This is a genomic window from Mammaliicoccus sp. L-M44 (assembly GCF_022386355.1).
Classification (GTDB): Bacteria; Bacillota; Bacilli; order Staphylococcales; family Staphylococcaceae; genus Mammaliicoccus; species Mammaliicoccus sciuri_A.
This window is the reverse complement of sequence record NZ_JAJNIU010000002.1, coordinates 15,054-34,776: the sequence shown is the minus strand read 5'-3', so window position 1 is coordinate 34,776 and position 19,723 is coordinate 15,054. Positions and strand designations below refer to the sequence as shown.

Here is a 19,723-nt window from a genome sequence, read left to right as displayed (position 1 = left end):
ATGAAGAAAATTACAGTTATCGGAAGTATGTCTATAGATTTAGTTGTATCAGCGTCTAAAAGACCAGGTAAAGGAGAAACAATTCTTGGGGACGATTTCTTTACAACACCTGGTGGGAAAGGTGCAAACCAAGCAGTCGCAGCTGCAAGATTAGGCGATAACGTACATATGATTGGTAGAGTTGGCGATGATGATTTTGGTAAAGAAATATATGAAAATCTTCAAAATAATCACGTTATTGTGGATGGTGTGGAACCCGTTACACAAATGCCATCTGGAACAGCACATATAACATTATCTGAACAAGATAATAGTATTATTGTCGTACCTTCAGCTAACAATGAAGTGACGCCAGACTATGTTAAAAAACATTTAGAAGCATTGTCAGAAGGCGATATCGTTTTATTACAACAAGAAATTCCAAGTGAAACAGTTGAATTTGCTGTTGAATATTGTTCAGAACACGGTTTGATTTCAATTCTGAATCCTGCACCATATAGAGAAGTAAGCAACACTGTTATTGAAAAAGTTGATTACTTAACACCTAACGAAACAGAAAGTGATGAGATGTTTAAAGGTGAATTAGATGAAGCGTTAGCAGCATATCCAATGAAATTGATTGTAACTTTAGGTGATAAAGGTGCAGCTTATCATAATGGTAAAGAAAAAGTTCAAGTACCAGGTTATAAACGTGAAGTGAAAGATACGACAGGTGCTGGCGATACATTTAATGGTGCATTTGCAGTAGCGCTTCAAAAAGAATACAGCTTAGATCAAGCATTAGCATTTGCTAATATAGCAGCAAGTCACTCAGTAACTGGATTAGGTGCACAAGGCGGAATGCCAACATTACAAGATATTGAAGGAGAATGGCATGTATAAGACAGGGATATTAAACAGTGAAATTTCTAAAGTATTAAGTGATCTTGGTCATACAGATCGTATTGTGATAGCAGATTGTGGATTACCAGTACCAAAAGGCGTGCGAAAAATTGATTTAGCACTGACTTTTGGTGTACCAAGTTTTGAAAGCGTTTACGACATTTTGTTAGAACATATGTCTGTACAGAAAATGATTTTTGCAGAAGAAATGAAGACGGATAATTCAGCACTTTATGAAAAGATTCAAGAAACAGATGTTGAAAGAGAATTTGTATCACACGAAGAATTAAAAAAATTAACACAAGATACTGTCGCAATTATAAGAACAGGGGAAGCAACACCATATGCAAACGTCATATTAGAAAGTGATGTTTTATTTTAAGGAGGGATTTCATGCTAGAAATGTCTGGTGTACATAAAGCGTTTGGCCAAAATAAAGTGTTAACTGGCGTAGATTTTAAATTAAAAGAAGCTTCAGTTCATGCGCTTATGGGAGAAAATGGTGCAGGGAAATCAACTTTAATGAAGATTCTTGTTGGTATTCATGAAAAGGATGCAGGTCAAATTAATTATCACAATCAAGAAGTTGTCTTTAAAGATGCTCAAATGTCAGAAGAAGCAGGTATTACGTTTATACATCAAGAGCTTAATATTTGGCCAGAGTTAACAGTGCTTGAAAATTTGTTTATCGGGAAAGAAATGCGCAATAAATTTGGCATATTAAATGAGAAGAAAATGAAGCAAGAAGCATTAAAAGTCTTTGAAAAATTAAACTTTAGTATTTCATTGAAGAAAGTTGCAGGAAAATGTTCAATCGGTGAACAACAAATGATAGAAATTGCTAAAGCTTTAATGACCAATGCAAAAATTATCATCATGGATGAACCAACTGCAGCACTTACAGATAAAGAAATCACACAGTTATTTAAACTTATTAAAAATCTTCAAAATCAAGGCGTTTCATTCGTTTATATTTCACATAGAATGGCTGAGATATTTGAGGTTTCTGATGAAATTACCGTTATGAGAGATGGTAAAACTGTATTATACAAACCTACAAGCGAAACCAATTATGATGAAATTGTTAAATCAATGGTAGGTAGAGACTTAACAGAGCAATTCCCAGAAAGAACCGTTGAACCAGGTGAAACATTGATGCATGTTAAATCACTTAATAATGATGAACAAGGCATCAAAGATATTTCATTCTCATTAAGAAAAGGTGAGATATTAGGATTTAGTGGTTTAATGGGTGCAGGTAGAACTGAGATTATGAGAAGTCTGTTCGGAATTGATAAAGGTCATAAAGATATAGACATTAAAGGTGAATCCGTATTGATTAAGTCACCGGAAGATGCAATGAAACATGGTTTAGGCTTAATTACTGAAAATAGAAAAGATGAAGGACTCATTCTCGATTTCTCAATCGAACATAATATGGTTCTACCATCTCTTGAAAGCTTTTCGAATAAAGGGTTTATTAAAGAGCAAGCGACGCATGTGTTTGCAGATCAAATGAGCAAAAGGCTCAATATTAAGACACCACGAAAAGCACTAGTATCCTCACTTTCAGGTGGTAACCAACAAAAAGTAGTATTGGCAAAATGGATTGGTACAGGTGCTCAAATCTTGATCTTAGATGAACCGACAAGAGGGATAGACGTTGGTGCTAAGCGAGAAATTTATCAATTGATGAATGAGCTAACTGAACGTGGTGTATCGATTATTATGATTTCTTCAGAGTTACCTGAAGTTATCGGCATGAGTGATCGCGTTATTGTTGTTCAAGAAGGCAATATTAAAGGTGAAGTTGAAGGCGAAAATATAACAGAAGAAAATATTATGACATTAGCTACAGGAGGGGAATTACATGCAACAACTAACAGCTAAGACTTCATTAGTCGAAAAAATTATTCCATTTATAGGACTTATATTATTAATCGTTGTGATTAGTATTATGAACTCAGCATTTCTAGATTTATCGAATTTATTAAACTTATTAAGACAAGTTTCAATTAACGGGTTAATTGCTTTTGGTATGACATTTGTTATTTTAACTGGCGGCATAGACTTATCAGTCGGTTCGATACTCGCATTATCAAGTGCATTTACTGCAATCTTAATTACAAGTGGTTTAGATCCAATTGTTGCATTGATTGTCGGAGTACTTGGTGGCTTCTTATTAGGTGTATTTAACGGTGTATTAGTAACATTCGGGAGTATGGCACCATTCATCGCAACACTTGCAACGATGACAATATTTAGAGGTTTAACACTCGTTGTAACAGATGGTAACCCTATTACTAATTTAGGTGATAGTTATATGTTCCAACTATTTGGTAAAGGTTATTTCTTCGGCATTCCAGTACCAGCAGTCACAATGATTATTGTATTTATTATATTGGCGATTATTTTGCAAAAAACAACATTTGGTAGACATACATATGCTATCGGTGGTAATGAAGTCGCTTCAAAAATTTCTGGTATTAAAGTAAACAGAGTAAAGATTTTAATTTATGGTATTTCTGGTTTAATGTCTGCATTAGCAGGTGCAATTTTAACATCACGTTTAAACTCAGCTCAACCTACAGCCGGTACATCATATGAGTTAGATGCTATCGCTGCAGTTGTATTAGGCGGAACTTCTTTAACAGGCGGTAAAGGTAGAATTGTTGGAACGTTTATTGGTGTACTTATTATTGGTGTACTTAATAATGGTCTGAATTTATTAGGAGTATCATCATTCTACCAACAAGTCGTAAAAGGTATTGTTATTTTAATTGCTGTATTAATAGATAGAAAAAAATAATCAATTAGATTGAGGGGAAAACAAATGAAGAAATTATTAATACTTTTAATGACAACTGTGTTATTTTTAGCAGCATGTTCACTTGAATCGCCATTGAAAAAAGATAATGAAGGTAAAACAAATAAGAAAAAATCTGATATAACGATTGGTGTCAGTGTTTCAACATTAAATAACCCATTCTTCGTTTCAATTAAAGAAGGTATTGAAAAAGAAGCTGAAAAACAAGGTATGAAAGTAAAGGTAGTTGATGCAAGAGATGATTCAGCTAAACAAACAAATGATATAGAAGATTTAGTTCAACAACAAGTTGATTATTTAGTTGTCAATCCTACTGATTCTAGTGCAATTTCTAGTGCCGTTCAGTCAGCAAATAATGAAGGTATACCTGTTATTACATTAGATAGATCAGTTGATAAAGGTGATGTTGCAACATTTATCGCTTCAGATAACGTTGAAGGCGGTAAAATGGGCGGACAATTTATTTTAGATAAATTAAGTAAAAATGCTAAAGTTGCTGAATTAGAAGGTGTTCCAGGTGCAAGTGCAACAAGAGAAAGAGGAGAAGGCTTCCATAAAGTTGCCGACAAATCACTTGATGTCATTGCTAAACAAAGTGCTAAGTTTGATCGAGCAGAAGGATTAAACGTGACACAAAATATCTTACAAGCACATCCAGAAGTAGAAGCGATATTCTCACACAATGATGAAATGGCACTCGGTGCTATCGAAGCAATTGGTGATAAAGATGTAATCGTAGTTGGATTTGATGGTAATGAAGATGCAATGAAAGCAATTAAAAGTGGCAAACTAGATGCAACTGTCGCGCAACAACCTGATAAGATGGGTAAAGCTTCAGTAGACTCTATCATTAAATTGATGGACGGTAAGAAACTTGAGAAAGAAATTAAGATTCCACTTAAGCTTGAGAAAGCAGAATAAATGTTTATAAAACGATAAAGAAGGTATAAGTCTAATGTAGGCTTTACCTTCTTTTTTTATGTAGGCTTTACCTTCTTTTTTTATGTAGATTTAAACTCTTATTTATAATTATTATAAATAAGTTGCTAATTATTGTTGACAGATTAGAATTATTATAATATAATAATTAATATAATCAAGAAAAGATAACTACAGAGGAGTGTAAAATAAATGGCAAATAATAAAGAAGTAATCGAAGCATTAAATAAACAAGTAGCAGAGTGGACAGTATTATATACTAAATTACACAACTATCACTGGTATGTTAAAGGACCAAATTTCTTCTCACTTCATGAAAAATTTGAAGAACTTTACAATGAAGCAAGTGTGTATGTTGACGATTTAGCTGAACGTATTTTAGCAATTGAAGGTAACCCAATCGCTACTTTAAGAGAAGCATTAGAATGGTCAGTTATTGAAGAAGCTGAGAAAAACTTAACTGCAAACCAAATGGTTGAACAATTATCTAAAGACTTCACAACTGTAATTGCTCAATTAGAAGAAGGTATTCAATTAGCAGAAAAAGTTAACGACGATATGACTGGTGACATGTTATTAGCAATGGTAACAAGTCTTGAAAAACACAACTGGATGTTAAAATCATTCTTAAAATAATATTGAATTAAAAATACCTAATCCATGAACATATTGGATTAGGTATTTTTTTAAATCATAAATGTAAACGTATTCACTTGGAATGAAAATTAAAGTAAACAGTGCTATCATGAATATAATTTCATATTGAGGGGGGGGATAACATGGAAGAACTCTATCATGCTTTAAAGAAACATTTAGATAATGGGCGCGTTTCTAAAGAAGTAGCGGATCTTTCAAGTTATAGTTTTGATGCTTCTTTCGGAGAATACATGCCTGATATTATTTGTCAGCCAATGTCTACTGAAGAAGTGGTGCATATTGTAAAGTTAAGTAATCAATATGACGTACCAATTTATCCAAGAGGTAGTGGCACAAGTTTAAGTGGAGGACCTCTTGCTGTTCATGGTGGTATTGTGTTGGATTTTTCAAGATGGGACAATGAAATAACAGTTTACGAAAATGATTTAATGATGGAAGTTTCACCAGGCGTTATCACTGAGAAAATTCATAAAGTTGCTGAATCATATGGACTGATGTATCCACCTGATCCATCCAGTTCTCGTGTTTCAACAATTGGGGGTAACTTAGCTGAAAATGCAGGTGGACCAAGATGTTTAAAGTATGGTGTCACGAAAGACTATGTTGTTGGATTAGAAGTCGTAACGGCTAATGGAGATATTATTCACTGTGGTGGACGTACAGTAAAAAATGTAACAGGTTATGATATGACAAAATTAATCGTAGGGTCAGAAGGTACGCTCGGTATTATTACAAAAGCTACTTTACAATTGATTCCTAAGCCGATTGATACAAAGACAGCAATGTTGCAGTTTGATGATTTTATTACATCAGGTGAAGCGGTATCCAAAATTTTAAGATCGGGTATATTACCTTCTAAAATCGAAATCATGGATAAATATTGTGTTGATGCTGTGTTGTCGACACATCCAATTGAGAATGTGACAGCCGATGCTGAGTCGGTATTGTTAGTCGAATTAGATGGTCATCCTTTAGCACTTGAAGCAGAAATGAAAATCATCGAAGAAACATGTGCTGCGTTACCTGGTTGTAAAGTCATTATTGCTGAAGATGAAAAACAGGCATCCGAACTTTGGGAAGTGCGTAAACTTGTGTCACCAGCTATCGTGAAATTTGGACCAACAAAGATAAGTGAAGATACAAGTGTGCCGGTCAGTCAAATTCCAGCTTTCTTTGAAGAAATTGAAAGAATTCGACAAACTTATCAATTAAATTTAGTTGTGTTTGGGCATGCTGGAGATGGCAATTTACATCCTAATATTATTACGGATAAACGTAAGCCAGAAGAAATGAAACGAGCTGAAGAAGCAGTTGCTGAAATTTTTAAAGCTTCACTGAAATTAGGTGGTACATTAAGCGGTGAACATGGTATTGGATTGTTTAAAAAGCCATTTATGTATAACGAATTTGATGAAGCAGGCATGAAATTTATGAAAGATGTAAAACAGGCATTGGACCCTAATAATCGTCTGAATCCAGGTAAAATCTTTCCAGACGAGCATGAAAGGTTTGTGTTAGTCCATGACGAATAATCTAATTGCAAAATTAGCATATGATGCGACTTTTGATTGTGTTCAATGTGGCTTTTGTTTACCATCTTGCCCTACATATTTAACGATGAAAGAAGAAAAACATTCTCCACGAGGTAGAATCAATCTTGTTAAATATGCAGTTGAAGGTAAAGCTGAACTTAAAGATTTAGAAGAAGCAATTGATTTATGTTTAGGCTGTAGACAATGTGAAACAGTTTGTCCAACGAATGTTCAATACGGCGACATTTATGAATCGGCAGTCGAAGTATTAAGAGAAAAGCGAAATAAAAAATTAGACACGCAAATTATGTCTGTATTTTTAGAACGTCAATATATGATAGATGCGATGTATAAAGGCTTGAAGCTCTATCATACGTCTTTTGTTTCAGGGATTTTAAATAAGACAAATGCATTGAAATTACTACCAGAAAGATTAGGTAATATGGCGATGATTTTGCCACCAGTTCAAAAAGATAAACGACCTTACCAAACACCTTTTAGAACGAAAAAAACAACAATTGGCTTTTTCAGAGGTTGCATGATGAATTCATTTTTCTCACATATAAACGATCTTGCGATAAAAATTTTAGAAGCGCATAATATTCAAGTTATAGAAATTAAACAACAAACTTGTTGTGGCGCACTTCAACATCATGCTGGAGAAATGGATAAAGCAAGAAAATTAGCCAAACTCAATATTGAAGCGCTAGAAAAATACGATGTAGATTATTATGTCAATGCTATTGGCGGTTGTGGCGCTTCGTTAATAGAATATGATCATTTATTGAGAAATGAAGCGGAGTGGAAAGCTAGAGCTGAACAGTTTGTTGATAAAGTGAGAGACATATCCGTTATATTAGAAGACATTGACTTAAACTTAGAACACCCGATTAATATTCAAGCCACTTATCAGCCATCATGCCATTTGCAAAACGTACAACATGTATTCAATGAACCTGAAAAAGTAATCAACCAAATAAAAGGACTAACATATAAAGTATTACCCGAAAAAGACATCTGTTGCGGTTCAGCAGGTATATATAATATCGTGAATTATGATGCATCGATGGAAATCTTAAATCGAAAAATGAGTCACGTAAAAGAAATAGAGCCACAATTAATCATCACATCAAATCCAGGATGTCACTTGCAAATGTTGTTAGGTGTTAAAAATGAAGGATTAGAAGACAAAATACAAGTCAAACATATCGTAGAAGTCGTAGCAGAAGCGTGCGGTATAGAATAATGAGGAAGTTGAGATGAAGAGAGATAATCGGTGTAGGTGTTAGGGACAGAATTCCGAGAAATGTCCGTAAGAGTGGCCCGCCTAATTACCAGAATTCAGAATAATGGAAGTTAGCGACCTCTAATTATCTAAATCCTGGAACCTAACGCAACCAATATTACTCCTTCACTATCACAAATGAAAAGAGCTAAGACGGTCATAATCGTCTCAGCTCTTTTTTATAATTATTCTGCGATTTCTAATGCAATTTCCATCATTTGTGTAAATGAATTTTGTCTTTCTTCTGCTGTTGTTGCTTCATCTCTTAATAAGTGGTCACTTACTGTGAAGATACCTAACGCTTTTTTACCAGCTGCTGCGGCATTTATATATAATCCTGCTGATTCCATTTCAACGCCTAAGATACCTAATCTTGCCCATTTGCTTGTTACTTCTGAGTCTGCATTATAGAAAATATCACTTGAGAAGATATTACCTACGTGTGATGTTGCGCCGATTTCGTCTGCTTTGTTTTTAGCGCTTGCTACTAAACCGAAGTCTGCGATTGGTGCGAAGTAACCTGGTACGTTGAATTGATCAACATAACGAGAGTTTGTAGATGCACCTTGAGCGATAATAATATCGTATAAGTTGATATCTTCTTGCATAGCACCACATGATCCGATACGAATAATTGTGTCTACGTCAAAGAAATTATAAAGTTCATAAGAATAAATACCGATTGAAGCAATACCCATACCTGAACCCATAACAGATACTTCTTTACCTTTATAAGTTCCTGTGTAACCTAACATATTTCTTACATCGTTGAATTGTTCTACATTTTCTAAAAAGTTTTCAGCGATAAATTTAGCACGTAATGGATCCCCCGGCATTAGTACTGTTTTTGCGATTTTTACACCATTTGGTTGAATATGTGGTGTCCCTTGAGTCATAACTATCTTCTCCTTTAAATAAAATAAAAGTTTTTTCATCTTAAAGATAACATTTGTTTAAATTTTTTGCGAATTTTTGTACGATAAGAGTGAAAGAAAGTGGTGAATAGGGATGAATTTACAAAAGAACAAGGATAGTATCAAGATTGCAAAGCTATATTATCAAGAAGGTTTGAGCCAAGAAGCGATTGCGAAAAAGTTAAATATTTCAAGACCAACGATATCAAGATTATTGAATCATGCTAAAAATCAAGGCTTTGTTACGATTAAAATTGATGACCCTTATCAAGATGCAGAAAGTTTAGCTTCACTTTTAAAAGCGAAATACAATTTAAAAGATTGTGTTGTTGAACATGCATCTTATAACGATTATTCAAATATTCAAACGGCAATTGGTAAAAAGACTGCTGAATATTTAAATAAAATTGTGAAAAACGGGGATAATATTGGTATAAGTTGGGGTAAAACGATGTATCAAGTTTCTCAATATCTAGAACAAAGTCATTTTAATGATATTGGTATTATCCAGTTGAAGGGCGGTATTAGTTTTTCAGATGTTGATACAAGAAGTCATCAAATTCTAGAAAGATTTGCTCAAGCTTATAATGCGACACCGAGAGATTTACCGTTACCCGTTATTTTTGATGTAAAAGAAGTAAAAGATATGGTTGAAAAAGACCGACATATTAAATCAATACTCGATCAAGGTAGACAAGTTGATGTTGCGATTTTTACTGTAGGAACTGTAAGAGATTCTGCCCTATTATTTAAACTAGGATTTTTGAGTGAAGAAGAAAAAGACAGACTTAAAAAATCAGCAGTCGGAGATATTTGTTCAAGATTTTATAATAGCAAAGGTGAAGTAGCAGACGAAGCTATTAATAATCGAACAATAGGTATTGAACTTGATGCATTGAAAGGTATAGAACATTCAGTATTAGTTGCTGGAGGTGAGCATAAAGTCGCTTCAATTAGAGGTGCACTTGAAGGTAAATTGAGTAATATTTTAATTACAGATCAATACACTGCACAGGCGTTATTAGATTAGTGAACAATATTTCAGTTATCGTTTTACAAATGTTCAATAACGTTATATAATAGACTTAATCAAAAAATATTAGGAGGATTCAACATGTCATTAGCTAAATATATCGATCACACAGCACTAAAACCAGATACGACTTTGGAACAAATTGATGCTTTATTAAGTGAAGCGAAAGAATATGGATTCAAATCAGTATGTGTCAATCCTACACACGTTGCACATGCCAAGAAAGCTTTAGAAGGGTCAGATGTACTTGTATGTACAGTAATCGGATTCCCTCTTGGAGCAAACACAAGTGAAGTTAAAGCATTTGAAACAGAAGATGCAATTAAAAAAGGTGCTCAAGAAGTAGATATGGTTATCAACATTGGCGCATTAAAAGACGGTAGAGATGAAGATGTTAAAAAAGATATCGAAAGTGTTGTTTCAGCAGCTAACGGTGTAACAACTAAAGTTATCATTGAAACTTCATTATTAACAGATGCTGAAAAAGTGAGAGCATGTGAACTTGCTGTTGCAGCAGGTGCTGATTTTGTTAAAACTTCAACAGGATTTTCAACTGGTGGTGCAACTGCAGAAGATATTAAATTAATGCGTGAAACAGTTGGTCCTGATTTAGGCGTAAAAGCTTCTGGCGGTATCCGTTCATACGAAGATGTTAAAACAATGATAGATAATGGTGCAACACGTATTGGTGCTTCAGCAGGCGTTAAAATTTTAAAAGGTGAAGCGTCAGATTCAGATTACTAAAAATTAATGGTACTTGAAATAGTACCTTTAATTTTTCAAATTAAGGTAAGCGTATTCATACAAAAAATGGAGGGTATTAACGATGAGAATGGTTGATGTAATTGCAAAGAAACGTGACGGGAAAGAATTAACGAAAGAAGAAATTGAATTTTTTGTTAAAGGATATACTGCAGGCGATATTCCGGATTACCAAGCGTCTAGTTTAGCAATGGCTATATATTTTCAAGATATGACAGATGAAGAACGTGCGAACTTAACGATGGCTATGGTTGAATCAGGCGATCAAATTGATTTATCTGAAATTGAAGGCATTAAAGTTGATAAGCACTCTACAGGTGGTGTAGGTGATACAACAACACTTGTACTTGCACCTTTAGTAGCAGCATTAGACGTACCAGTCGCAAAAATGAGCGGACGTGGTTTAGGTCATACAGGTGGTACAATCGATAAACTTGAAGCGGTTGAAGGGTTCCATGTTGAAATCAGTGAACAAGAATTTATCGATTTAGTGAATAAAGATAAAGTAGCCGTAATCGGTCAAACAGGTAACTTAACACCTGCAGATAAAAAGCTTTATGGCTTACGAGATGTTACAGGTACAGTCAATTCAATTCCATTAATTGCATCTTCAATTATGAGTAAGAAAATTGCAGCAGGTGCAGATGCGATTGTCTTAGATGTTAAGACTGGTGCAGGTGCATTTATGAAGACGATTGAAGATTCTGAGTTACTTGCGCATGCAATGGTAAAAATCGGGAATAATGTAGGTAGAAATACAATGGCAATCATTTCTGATATGAGCCAACCTTTAGGCAGAGCAATTGGTAACGGTTTAGAAGTGAAAGAAGCGATTGAAACATTAAAAGATGAGGGTCCAGAAGATTTAACTGAACTTGTATTAACTTTAGGTTCTCAAATGGTTGTATTAGCTAAGAAAGCTGAAACTTTAGATGAAGCGAGAGAAAAACTTTTAGAAGTGATTCAAAATGGTAAAGCATTAGAAAAATTCAAAGTATTCCTTGAAAATCAAGGTGGAGACGGTTCTGTAGTAGATGACGTTACAAAATTACCACAAGCTCAATATACTTTCGAAGTTAAAGCTGAAACTTCAGGTTATGTATCACACATCGTTGCAGATGAAATTGGTGTTGCTTCAATGCTTTTAGGTGCAGGTAGAGCAACAAAGGATGATATAATTGACTTGGCAGTTGGTTTAGTATTAAATAAAAAAGTTGGCGATAAAGTTGAAGCGGGTGAATCGTTAGTAACGATTTACGCAAATCAAGAAGATGTTAAAGATGTAGAAGCTAAAATTTTAGAAAACATCACAATTTCTGACGAACAAGTTAAACCAACATTAATTCATAAAGTGATTACAGATTAGGAGTGTGTCAAATGACAAACCGATTTAAACGTATTCATTTAATCGTAATGGATTCAGTAGGTATTGGTGAAGCACCAGATGCTAAAGCATTCGGTGATGAAGGTTCTCATACATTAAAACATACACTTGAAGGTTTTAATGAAACATTACCAAACTTAGAAAAGTTAGGCTTAGGTAATATTGCAGACTTACCAGTAGTTCAAAAAGTATCAAATCCAGAAGCATTCTATACTAAATTAAGTGAAGCTTCAGTTGGTAAAGATACAATGACAGGACATTGGGAAATCATGGGTCTAAATATTGATAAACCTTTTAAAGTCTATCCAGAAGGTTTTCCAGAAGAATTGGTGAAAGAAATTGAATCAATCACTGGTAGAAAAGTTGTTGCAAATAAACCAGCATCAGGTACTGCAATTATCGATGAATATGGTGAGCATCAAATGGAAACTGGAGATTTAATTGTATATACATCTGCAGATCCAGTGTTACAAATTGCAGCACATGAAGATATTATTCCTTTAGAAGAATTATATGATATTTGTGAGAAAGTTAGAGAGCTTACGAAAGATCCTAAATATCTAATAGGAAGAATTATTGCTCGTCCATACGTTGGCGAACCAGGTAACTTCACTAGAACATCAAACAGACATGACTATGCATTGAAACCATTTGGTAAAACAGTTATGAATACTTTAAAAGATGCGGATTACGATGTCATAGCAATCGGTAAAATTAATGACATTTACGATGGTGAAGGTGTTACGAAAGCTATTAGAACGAAAGATAACATGGACGGTATGGATCAATTAATCGATGTTGTAAAAAGTGATTTCACTGGAATCAGCTTCTTAAACTTAGTTGATTTTGATGCATTGTATGGTCATAGAAGAGATAAAGAAGGTTACGCACAAGCTATTAAAGACTTTGATAACCGATTAGAAGACTTACAAGCAGTATTAAATGAAGATGACTTAGTCATTATTACAGCAGATCACGGTAACGATCCAACTGCTCCAGGTACAGATCATACACGTGAATATGTACCATTATTAATGTATAGTCCAAGCATTAAAGAATATCATGAACTATCAGGTGATGATACATTCAGTTCAATTGGTGCAACAATTGCAGATAACTTTAATGTGACGTTACCTGAATTCGGTAAAAGCTATTTAAATGAGATGGGGATTAAGTAATGAATATAGTTAGACGATTATTTGGAATAGGATTTTCATTTGCAGGTGTGATGCATTTAGTGAGATCAGAAGGTTTTGAAGCAATCGTTCCAAACTATTTACCATTTAAAAAAGCAATTGTTTGGATAACAGGCGTGATGGAAATCGTATTTGGTATCATGTTAATGATCAAAAAGCCAAGTAGCTTAATGAAAAAATTAATCGAATGGTTCTTAGTAGCTGTATTTCCAGCAAATGTTTATATGGCACAAAAGAACATCCCATTAAACGGTAAACAATTACCAAAATGGGCGTTGTGGGGTAGATTACCACTACAATATGTGATGATTAAATTAGTAAGAAAAATGTAATCTTTATATAGAGAGTTTGGGATATCGTATCCCAAACTCTTTTTTTATTTGTGGGTGAGTGTGATGTAGGAATTAGGTGAATATTATGTTGGGGAGTTGGGTGTTAGGTGTCGTTATTAGCAGATTTGGCTAGAAGTGCAAATAGTGGGTGCGTTATTAGCAAGTTTGGCTGAAGGTGCAAATACTGGAGTCGTTATTAGCAAGTTTGGTAAGAAGTGCAAATAGTGGGGTCGTTATTAGCAGATTTGGTAAGAAGTGCAAATAAGGAGACCAGTAATTACAATTCTCAGTAGTTTTGTAATTAAGGCGGCCCATAGTAACACTTCGGCCGAGTTTTGTAATTAAGGGGGCCTTAGTAACACTTCGGCCGAGTTTTGTAACTAAGGCGTTCCTTAGTAACACTTCGCGCGAGTTTTGTAACTAATGCAGTCCGTAGTAACACTTTGACTGATTTTTGTAACTAAAGCCCCCGTTATAAACAAGTTTACCCGAAAGTGTTCACAACGCCCCGCCATTCCAACATAAAAAAGCCCAGGTCATATCCTGGGCTTTCCTCATTAATCTTCTTTAAAGATATTTTTCCAATTATCGCGTTCTGCTAAAAATTCAGTTGCTAGTTGTCGTGCGCCTTCTAATGAATGGCTTGCTGCCCATCCGCATTGTACTTCGTTACATGCTGGGACTTCTGTTGCTTGTTCTACGTCTTTAAGTGTTGCTTCTAATATAGCGAGTACGTCATCATAATCGTCATGATTGATGAATGAAGCATAAAATCCTGTTTGACATCCCATTGGACTTACGTCTACCACTTTGTCTGTATGGTTTCTAATGTTCTCAGCCATTAAATGTTCTAAGGAATGTAATGCAGGCATTTCCATATGTTCTTTGTTAGGTTGTTTAAATCGAATATCATATTTATGAATAACATCACCATTAAGTCCTTCTTTGATTCCTGCAAGTCTCACAAATGGTGCGTCTACTATCGTATGATCTAAATTAAAACTTTCTACATTCATTTTTGTCATGAAGATTCCTCCTTTGATTTCGGCATCATTATATCAAGTTAATTTTGAAAAAACAATCAATTCAGATTTCTTTTACTTTCTTTCTATGTTACTTTATAAGATAATATTAATAAATTATTCTGAAATTAGGTGATGAGATGGAACGTTTACGTGTAGTCCCTTACGACAGTATATGGCAACACCTTTTTCTTGAAGAGAAAAAATATTTACAGTCGTTATTGAAAGAACATAGTATCAGCATTGAACATATAGGATCAACGGCTATTCCTGGATTATCTGCGAAGCCGATTATAGATATATTAATAGTTGTCAAAGATAGTAAATCGATTGATGAATTTACACATGAATTATCAGCTTTAGGATATGAGTCTAAAGGAGAACGTGGTGTTATCGGTAATCGATATTTCAAAAAATATGATCATTACGGTGCAGTTTCTCACCATTTACATATTTATGATGAAGGTAGCCCACATATTTTAAGATTATTGTCCTTTAGAGATTATTTAAGAGCTTTCAATGGTGAAAGAGAAAGATATAGTCGTCTCAAGCATGACTTAGTCATTGAATTTCCTGATGACAGTGAACAGTACTATAAAGGAAAAGACAGCATGATTAAAGAATTCGAGAAAAAAGCAGAAAAATGGTACTTAAATTCCAATGATATTGCAACAAATCATTGACATATCCGAGTTAGACAGTTAGAATTAAGTTCAAATTTCATACGAATTATCAAGAGAGACTGAGGGAAGGGCCCGATGAAGTCCAGCAACCTCCCATAATGGAAAGGTGCCAATTCCTACAGTTTGTTACTGGAAGATAAAAGAACGATTGGCGCACTCCTTACAAGAAGTGCGCTTTTATAATGGAAAGGTGAATCATTAATGAGTAACTTATCGCAAAATATTATTAATTATATAGAACAAAATAGACATTTATATTTATCAATGAGTCATCAAATTCATGAGCGTCCTGAGTTAGGAAATGAAGAAGTATTTGCATCACGTTTATTAAGCGATCAATTAAAGAGTCATCATTTTAAGATAGAGAAGAATATTGCGAAGCATCCGACAGGTTTCATTGCAACATATGACTCAGGAAAAGAAGGACCAACTATTGCATATTTAGCAGAATATGATGCATTACCTGGTCTTGGTCATGCGTGTGGTCATAATATAATTGGGACTTCAAGTGTGTTAGCAGGTATCAGTTTGTCTAAAGTGATTGATCAAGTCGGAGGAAAAGTTGTCGTGTTAGGTTGTCCTGCTGAAGAAGGGGGTATTAATGGTAGTGCAAAAGCAACTTATGTGAAAGCTGGTATTATCGATAATATTGATATTGCACTAATGGTCCATCCTGGCCATGAGACGTACGTGACAGTGCCTTCATTAGCTGTAGATGTATTTGATGTTAAATTCTATGGACGAAGCGCTCATGCCTCTGAAAATGCTTTTGAAGCGGTTAATGCGTTAGATGCTATGTTATCTTTCTTTAATGGGGTGAGCATGTTAAGACAACAAATTAAAAAGACAGATAAAGTGCATGGTGTCATATTAAATGGTGGTGAAGCAGCGAATATTATTCCTGACTTTACACATGCACGTTTTTACACGCGTGCCACTTCACGTAAAGAACTAGATATTCTTACTGATAAAGTGAGAAAAATAGCTGAAGGAGCAGCTATACAAACAGGCGGTACATATGAATTAAGACCAATTCAAAATGGTGTGAATGAATTCGTAATTAATAAACCACTAGACGAATTATTTAGAAAGCACGCCGAACAAGTTGGCGAAGAAGTCATTGATGACGATTTTGGTTTTGGTTCTACTGATACGGGGAATGTAAGTCATATCGTACCGACTATTCATCCACACATTAAAATTGGACCATCAAATTTAGTCGGCCATACGAAAGAATTTTGCCAAGCTGCTGCAAGTACAAAGGGTGATAAGGCATTAATTAACGGTGCGAAAATATTAGCATCAATGGGATTAGAACTTATAGAGAATGTATCCCTTAGAAAAGAAATTATTGAGCATCATCAAACATTAAGGGAGAACTTGTTATGAACAAAGAATATAGGAAACCACTCAATTTAACGTTAAGAGATTTGTATGAAGAAGATATTGTATATAATGCGAGACCTTCGTATGAAGATAATCCTTGGTTAAAAGCTGAAGAAGCACAATCTAATTTTTTAACAGCAAGAGAAATGATTATTAGTAATATGCCCATGATCGTTCATGAAGCATGTTTAACAGATAATGTTAAAAGAATTTTAAAATTAGTAAATGTGGATATTCCGAGCAATATATATACTTTTAAAGATAGAACGCAATATGAACATTTACTACAACAGTTAACAGCTGACAATAAAAAAATATTTTTCCAATACATACATGGTCAACATTTATGTAAAGATGAAGAATATGCCGTTTATAAACCTAAATTTATAGATTTAAATAATAAATCTAAAATTGAACAATGGACGGGTGGTAAATATTTACCGAAACGTGAAATTGTGAAAGCAGAAGAATTTGAACAAGCTATTCAAAACTGGGATTTACCATTAGTCATTAAACCGGGAGACGAGTTACCTACTGCAGGTGGGTATGGTGTAATGATTTGTTATAATGAAGCGGATTTAAAGAAAGCAACTGATAGAATTAAAGAAGCATCAGATACAAAATACATTATCATCGAACAATTTATTGAAGAAATTGATAATTATTGTGTTCAATACGTATATAGTGAAAAGACGGGTATACAATATATAGGTGCTGTAAAACAGCTTACAGATGAATACGGCTTCTACAATGGTAATGTTAATTCAAATCATGTACCACAAAGTGTTATAGATGCAGGATATGGAATTATGAAAAATGGTGTTGAGCATGGTTATAAAGGCGTATCAGGGTTTGACCTGCTCGTAGATAAAAACCATGACGTATATGCCATTGATTTAAACTTCAGACAAAATGGTTCAACAAGTATGTTATTACTGAAAGATCGTTTACATGAAGGCTTTCATAAATTTCTAAGTTATCATTCTACAGGAGATAACACGCATTTCATCAATACAATAGAAAAATTCATCAAAAATGGCTACCTCTATCCACTTGCATACTATGATGGTGACTATTTCGGTAAAGACAACGTAAAATCAAGATTTGTTGGAATTTGGCATGCAGAAACTGAAGAAAAAGCATTAGAGCAAGAGCAACTTTTTCTAGATACATTAAGTAGTCAAAATAAATAAAAATTTTTTTACAATTTAACTTCTTTTATATTGACTTATACCTAATACGTATAATATATTTTATTGGGATTAAATATAAAGAAAAGGGTGGTAGAATGGCTATCCAGGATATGTCTAAATTTAAACAAATATTAACAAAAGAAAGATTTTATGTTGTGCTAAATGACCGTAAAATCTTAAGAGACGGCGATACTGATTTTCGTCTGATTTGGTCAACGAAAGAAAGTGCAGAGTCATATTTGAAATCGTATGAAATTACTAAATACGATAAAATTATGGAGTTAGATTTAGATAGATTTGTTACATATGAAATGGATGATATCCTTGATGAAGGCGATCAATTCATTGTGGACAAATCAGCAGAAGATAACGGAATAAAAGTAGAAGCAATTCCATTCATAGAAGAAATCATGAGTGAACTAGATGATATCCGAATAGATGAATTTGCAGAAGACATTTGTAACGAAAACTATGTTTACGGGTTAACAGTCAAAGGACAAAAACAATTCATTATCGTATCAGAAGAAGATGCAAGTCTACCAAACATGATGACAGTATGGAGTACACGCAAATTAGCAGAAAAAGTACATCGTGATGACTTTGAAGAATACGATATTATTGAAGTAGAAACAGAAGTCTTCGAAGAATGGTTAGAAGACTTGAAACAAGAAGACATCGCATTAGGAATCAACTTAAAATCAGGTGTGATCGGTACAGTAACAGATCCAAAAGCCATTTTAAACGCAATGCCTTGTTAAATAATTAAATAAATGTAATTAAAAAAGACGCTCGCTATAAAGCAAGCGTCTTTTTTTGTCTTTCGAATTAATTGCAATTAATAATATAATATTATTCGATTGTTGTAAAAATACTAACTGGAGGTTATAATAAATCAAAAAATGGTAAATTATAGTAATTGGAGGCGGTTGATATGTTAAAGTACTTAAAATTAATCATTTATAAATGGCAATTTGTAATTTCTTTTCTACTTTTATGTTCAATATCTATTATTCATTTATGGAATGTCAAAATACAGCATGAGGAATATCAACTACTAGAGTATACGCCTTACACAGAAAATATCATGATTAAAGGTGACTCATTATTATCTATTTTATATGTAGGGATTATGCCATTGGTCATTTCAATTGGCGTTAGTACGTTATTTTATAAATTAAATTTAAAATCAAAGTTTAAAACATTAATTTATTCGAGTTTCGTATCGTTTATTATGGTAACTTTACCGCTTTTAATAAATTTTTTAGGAATGTTTATGATTTTACCAAATATAAAACCTGACATTGTACTTAAACAGTTCGGTGGCATTTTTTCAGATAATCCAATGATCATTTCTTTGTATTATGATTATCCAACAATATTTATATTATCATTAATTGTGTTTGTAGGTTTATGGGGCATAGTAACAAATGTATTCTCAATATCATTACTATTATATTTTGGTGAGAAAGTTATCGTTATGTTTATACCTTTCATTCTTCATACACTATTTTATGCCATTACTGAATTCATGATAGTCGATATAATTGTAACGCCTATACATTTCTTATTAATATCTTATGGTATATATAATTCACAATTTTTACCGAGTTTATTCTGTATATCGATTTATCTTGTATTGATTACATACGTATATAGATTAAGCAGCGAAGAAAAAGTCATCAAAGTAGGTGAATAA

Annotated in this window: 20 protein-coding genes and 1 riboswitch; of the genes, 18 read left to right on the top strand and 2 right to left on the bottom strand. The window is 33.7% G+C overall.

The window, feature by feature from the left end:
- The 8 genes from rbsK to LQ611_RS01170 all read left to right on the top strand — a co-directional run bounded on the left by rbsK (window position 1) and on the right by LQ611_RS01170 (window position 8,083).
- On the top strand, window positions 1–882 hold the full coding sequence (rbsK, locus tag LQ611_RS01205; protein ID WP_103360686.1) for a ribokinase: 882 nt from the start codon (window positions 1–3) through the stop codon (window positions 880–882).
- The gene (rbsD, locus tag LQ611_RS01200) at window positions 875–1,264 is read left to right on the top strand and encodes a D-ribose pyranase (protein ID WP_103360685.1); all 390 of its coding nucleotides are present in this window, start codon (window positions 875–877) and stop codon (window positions 1,262–1,264) included. The genes rbsK and rbsD overlap by 8 nt, the downstream gene beginning before the upstream one ends.
- 11 nt (window positions 1,265–1,275) lie before the next feature.
- Window positions 1,276–2,772, top strand: a complete 1,497-nt coding sequence (locus LQ611_RS01195) for a sugar ABC transporter ATP-binding protein (protein WP_103360684.1) — start codon at window positions 1,276–1,278, stop codon at window positions 2,770–2,772.
- Window positions 2,753–3,691 carry an ABC transporter permease gene (locus tag LQ611_RS01190; protein ID WP_025906404.1) on the top strand — a complete coding sequence of 313 codons (939 nt, stop codon included), beginning with the start codon at window positions 2,753–2,755 and terminating at the stop codon, window positions 3,689–3,691. Before LQ611_RS01195 ends, LQ611_RS01190 begins: the two co-directional genes overlap by 20 nt.
- 24 nt (window positions 3,692–3,715) lie before the next feature.
- On the top strand, window positions 3,716–4,630 hold the full coding sequence (locus tag LQ611_RS01185; RefSeq protein WP_037588978.1) for a D-ribose ABC transporter substrate-binding protein: 915 nt from the start codon (window positions 3,716–3,718) through the stop codon (window positions 4,628–4,630).
- A gap of 210 nt (window positions 4,631–4,840) precedes the next feature.
- Complete coding sequence (locus tag LQ611_RS01180) at window positions 4,841–5,284, top strand: Dps family protein (protein ID WP_103360683.1); 444 nt, start codon at window positions 4,841–4,843, stop codon at window positions 5,282–5,284.
- Window positions 5,285–5,427: 143 nt separating this feature from the next.
- Window positions 5,428–6,837 (top strand): FAD-binding oxidoreductase, encoded by a 1,410-nt coding sequence (locus LQ611_RS01175; protein ID WP_025906398.1) that lies wholly within the window; start codon window positions 5,428–5,430, stop codon window positions 6,835–6,837.
- Complete coding sequence (locus LQ611_RS01170; protein WP_103360682.1) at window positions 6,827–8,083, top strand: (Fe-S)-binding protein; 1,257 nt, start codon at window positions 6,827–6,829, stop codon at window positions 8,081–8,083. Before LQ611_RS01175 ends, LQ611_RS01170 begins: the two co-directional genes overlap by 11 nt.
- A gap of 224 nt (window positions 8,084–8,307) precedes the next feature.
- On the opposite strand, the gene deoD is transcribed toward LQ611_RS01170, so the two are convergent.
- A complete protein-coding gene (deoD, locus tag LQ611_RS01165; RefSeq protein ID WP_103360681.1) occupies window positions 8,308–9,018 on the bottom strand; it encodes a purine-nucleoside phosphorylase in 711 nt (236 codons plus the stop codon).
- A 112-nt stretch (window positions 9,019–9,130) separates the two neighbouring features.
- Here deoD and LQ611_RS01160 point away from each other — a divergent pair, with 112 nt between their 5' ends.
- The 5 genes from LQ611_RS01160 to LQ611_RS01140 all read left to right on the top strand — a co-directional run bounded on the left by LQ611_RS01160 (window position 9,131) and on the right by LQ611_RS01140 (window position 13,743).
- Window positions 9,131–10,066: a sugar-binding transcriptional regulator gene (locus tag LQ611_RS01160; protein ID WP_103360680.1), complete on the top strand. Its 936-nt coding sequence runs from the start codon at window positions 9,131–9,133 to the stop codon at window positions 10,064–10,066.
- An 84-nt stretch (window positions 10,067–10,150) separates the two neighbouring features.
- Window positions 10,151–10,813 (top strand): deoxyribose-phosphate aldolase, encoded by a 663-nt coding sequence (gene deoC, locus LQ611_RS01155; RefSeq protein ID WP_037589818.1) that lies wholly within the window; start codon window positions 10,151–10,153, stop codon window positions 10,811–10,813.
- Between the two features lie 82 nt (window positions 10,814–10,895).
- Window positions 10,896–12,197 carry a pyrimidine-nucleoside phosphorylase gene (locus LQ611_RS01150; protein WP_103360678.1) on the top strand — a complete coding sequence of 434 codons (1,302 nt, stop codon included), beginning with the start codon at window positions 10,896–10,898 and terminating at the stop codon, window positions 12,195–12,197.
- An 11-nt stretch (window positions 12,198–12,208) separates the two neighbouring features.
- Window positions 12,209–13,393: a phosphopentomutase gene (gene deoB, locus LQ611_RS01145; protein WP_103360677.1), complete on the top strand. Its 1,185-nt coding sequence runs from the start codon at window positions 12,209–12,211 to the stop codon at window positions 13,391–13,393.
- Window positions 13,393–13,743, top strand: coding sequence for a DoxX family protein (locus LQ611_RS01140; RefSeq protein WP_103360676.1), 351 nt, complete (start codon window positions 13,393–13,395; stop codon window positions 13,741–13,743). The genes deoB and LQ611_RS01140 overlap by 1 nt, the downstream gene beginning before the upstream one ends.
- A 557-nt stretch (window positions 13,744–14,300) precedes the next feature.
- Here the strand turns inward: LQ611_RS01140 and LQ611_RS01135 are convergent.
- Window positions 14,301–14,768, bottom strand: a complete 468-nt coding sequence (locus LQ611_RS01135; protein ID WP_103360675.1) for an S-ribosylhomocysteine lyase — start codon at window positions 14,766–14,768, stop codon at window positions 14,301–14,303.
- Window positions 14,769–14,905: 137 nt separating this feature from the next.
- Between LQ611_RS01135 and LQ611_RS01130 the strand changes: the two genes are divergently transcribed.
- The 5 genes from LQ611_RS01130 (at window position 14,906) to LQ611_RS01110 (ending at window position 19,723) form a co-directional block, all read left to right on the top strand.
- The gene (locus LQ611_RS01130; protein ID WP_025904443.1) at window positions 14,906–15,448 is read left to right on the top strand and encodes a GrpB family protein; all 543 of its coding nucleotides are present in this window, start codon (window positions 14,906–14,908) and stop codon (window positions 15,446–15,448) included.
- Between the two features lie 43 nt (window positions 15,449–15,491).
- Window positions 15,492–15,591: riboswitch (SAM riboswitch) on the top strand.
- Between the two features lie 58 nt (window positions 15,592–15,649).
- Window positions 15,650–16,837, top strand: coding sequence for a M20 family metallopeptidase (locus tag LQ611_RS01125; RefSeq protein ID WP_025904444.1), 1,188 nt, complete (start codon window positions 15,650–15,652; stop codon window positions 16,835–16,837).
- Window positions 16,834–18,027, top strand: a complete 1,194-nt coding sequence (ldmS, locus tag LQ611_RS01120) for an L-aspartate--L-methionine ligase LdmS (RefSeq protein WP_103360673.1) — start codon at window positions 16,834–16,836, stop codon at window positions 18,025–18,027. The genes LQ611_RS01125 and ldmS overlap by 4 nt, the downstream gene beginning before the upstream one ends.
- 95 nt (window positions 18,028–18,122) lie before the next feature.
- On the top strand, window positions 18,123–18,785 hold the full coding sequence (locus tag LQ611_RS01115; RefSeq protein WP_103360672.1) for a DUF2750 domain-containing protein: 663 nt from the start codon (window positions 18,123–18,125) through the stop codon (window positions 18,783–18,785).
- Window positions 18,786–18,958: 173 nt separating this feature from the next.
- Entirely contained in the window at window positions 18,959–19,723 is a 765-nt protein-coding gene (locus tag LQ611_RS01110; RefSeq protein WP_103362095.1) for a hypothetical protein, read from the top strand.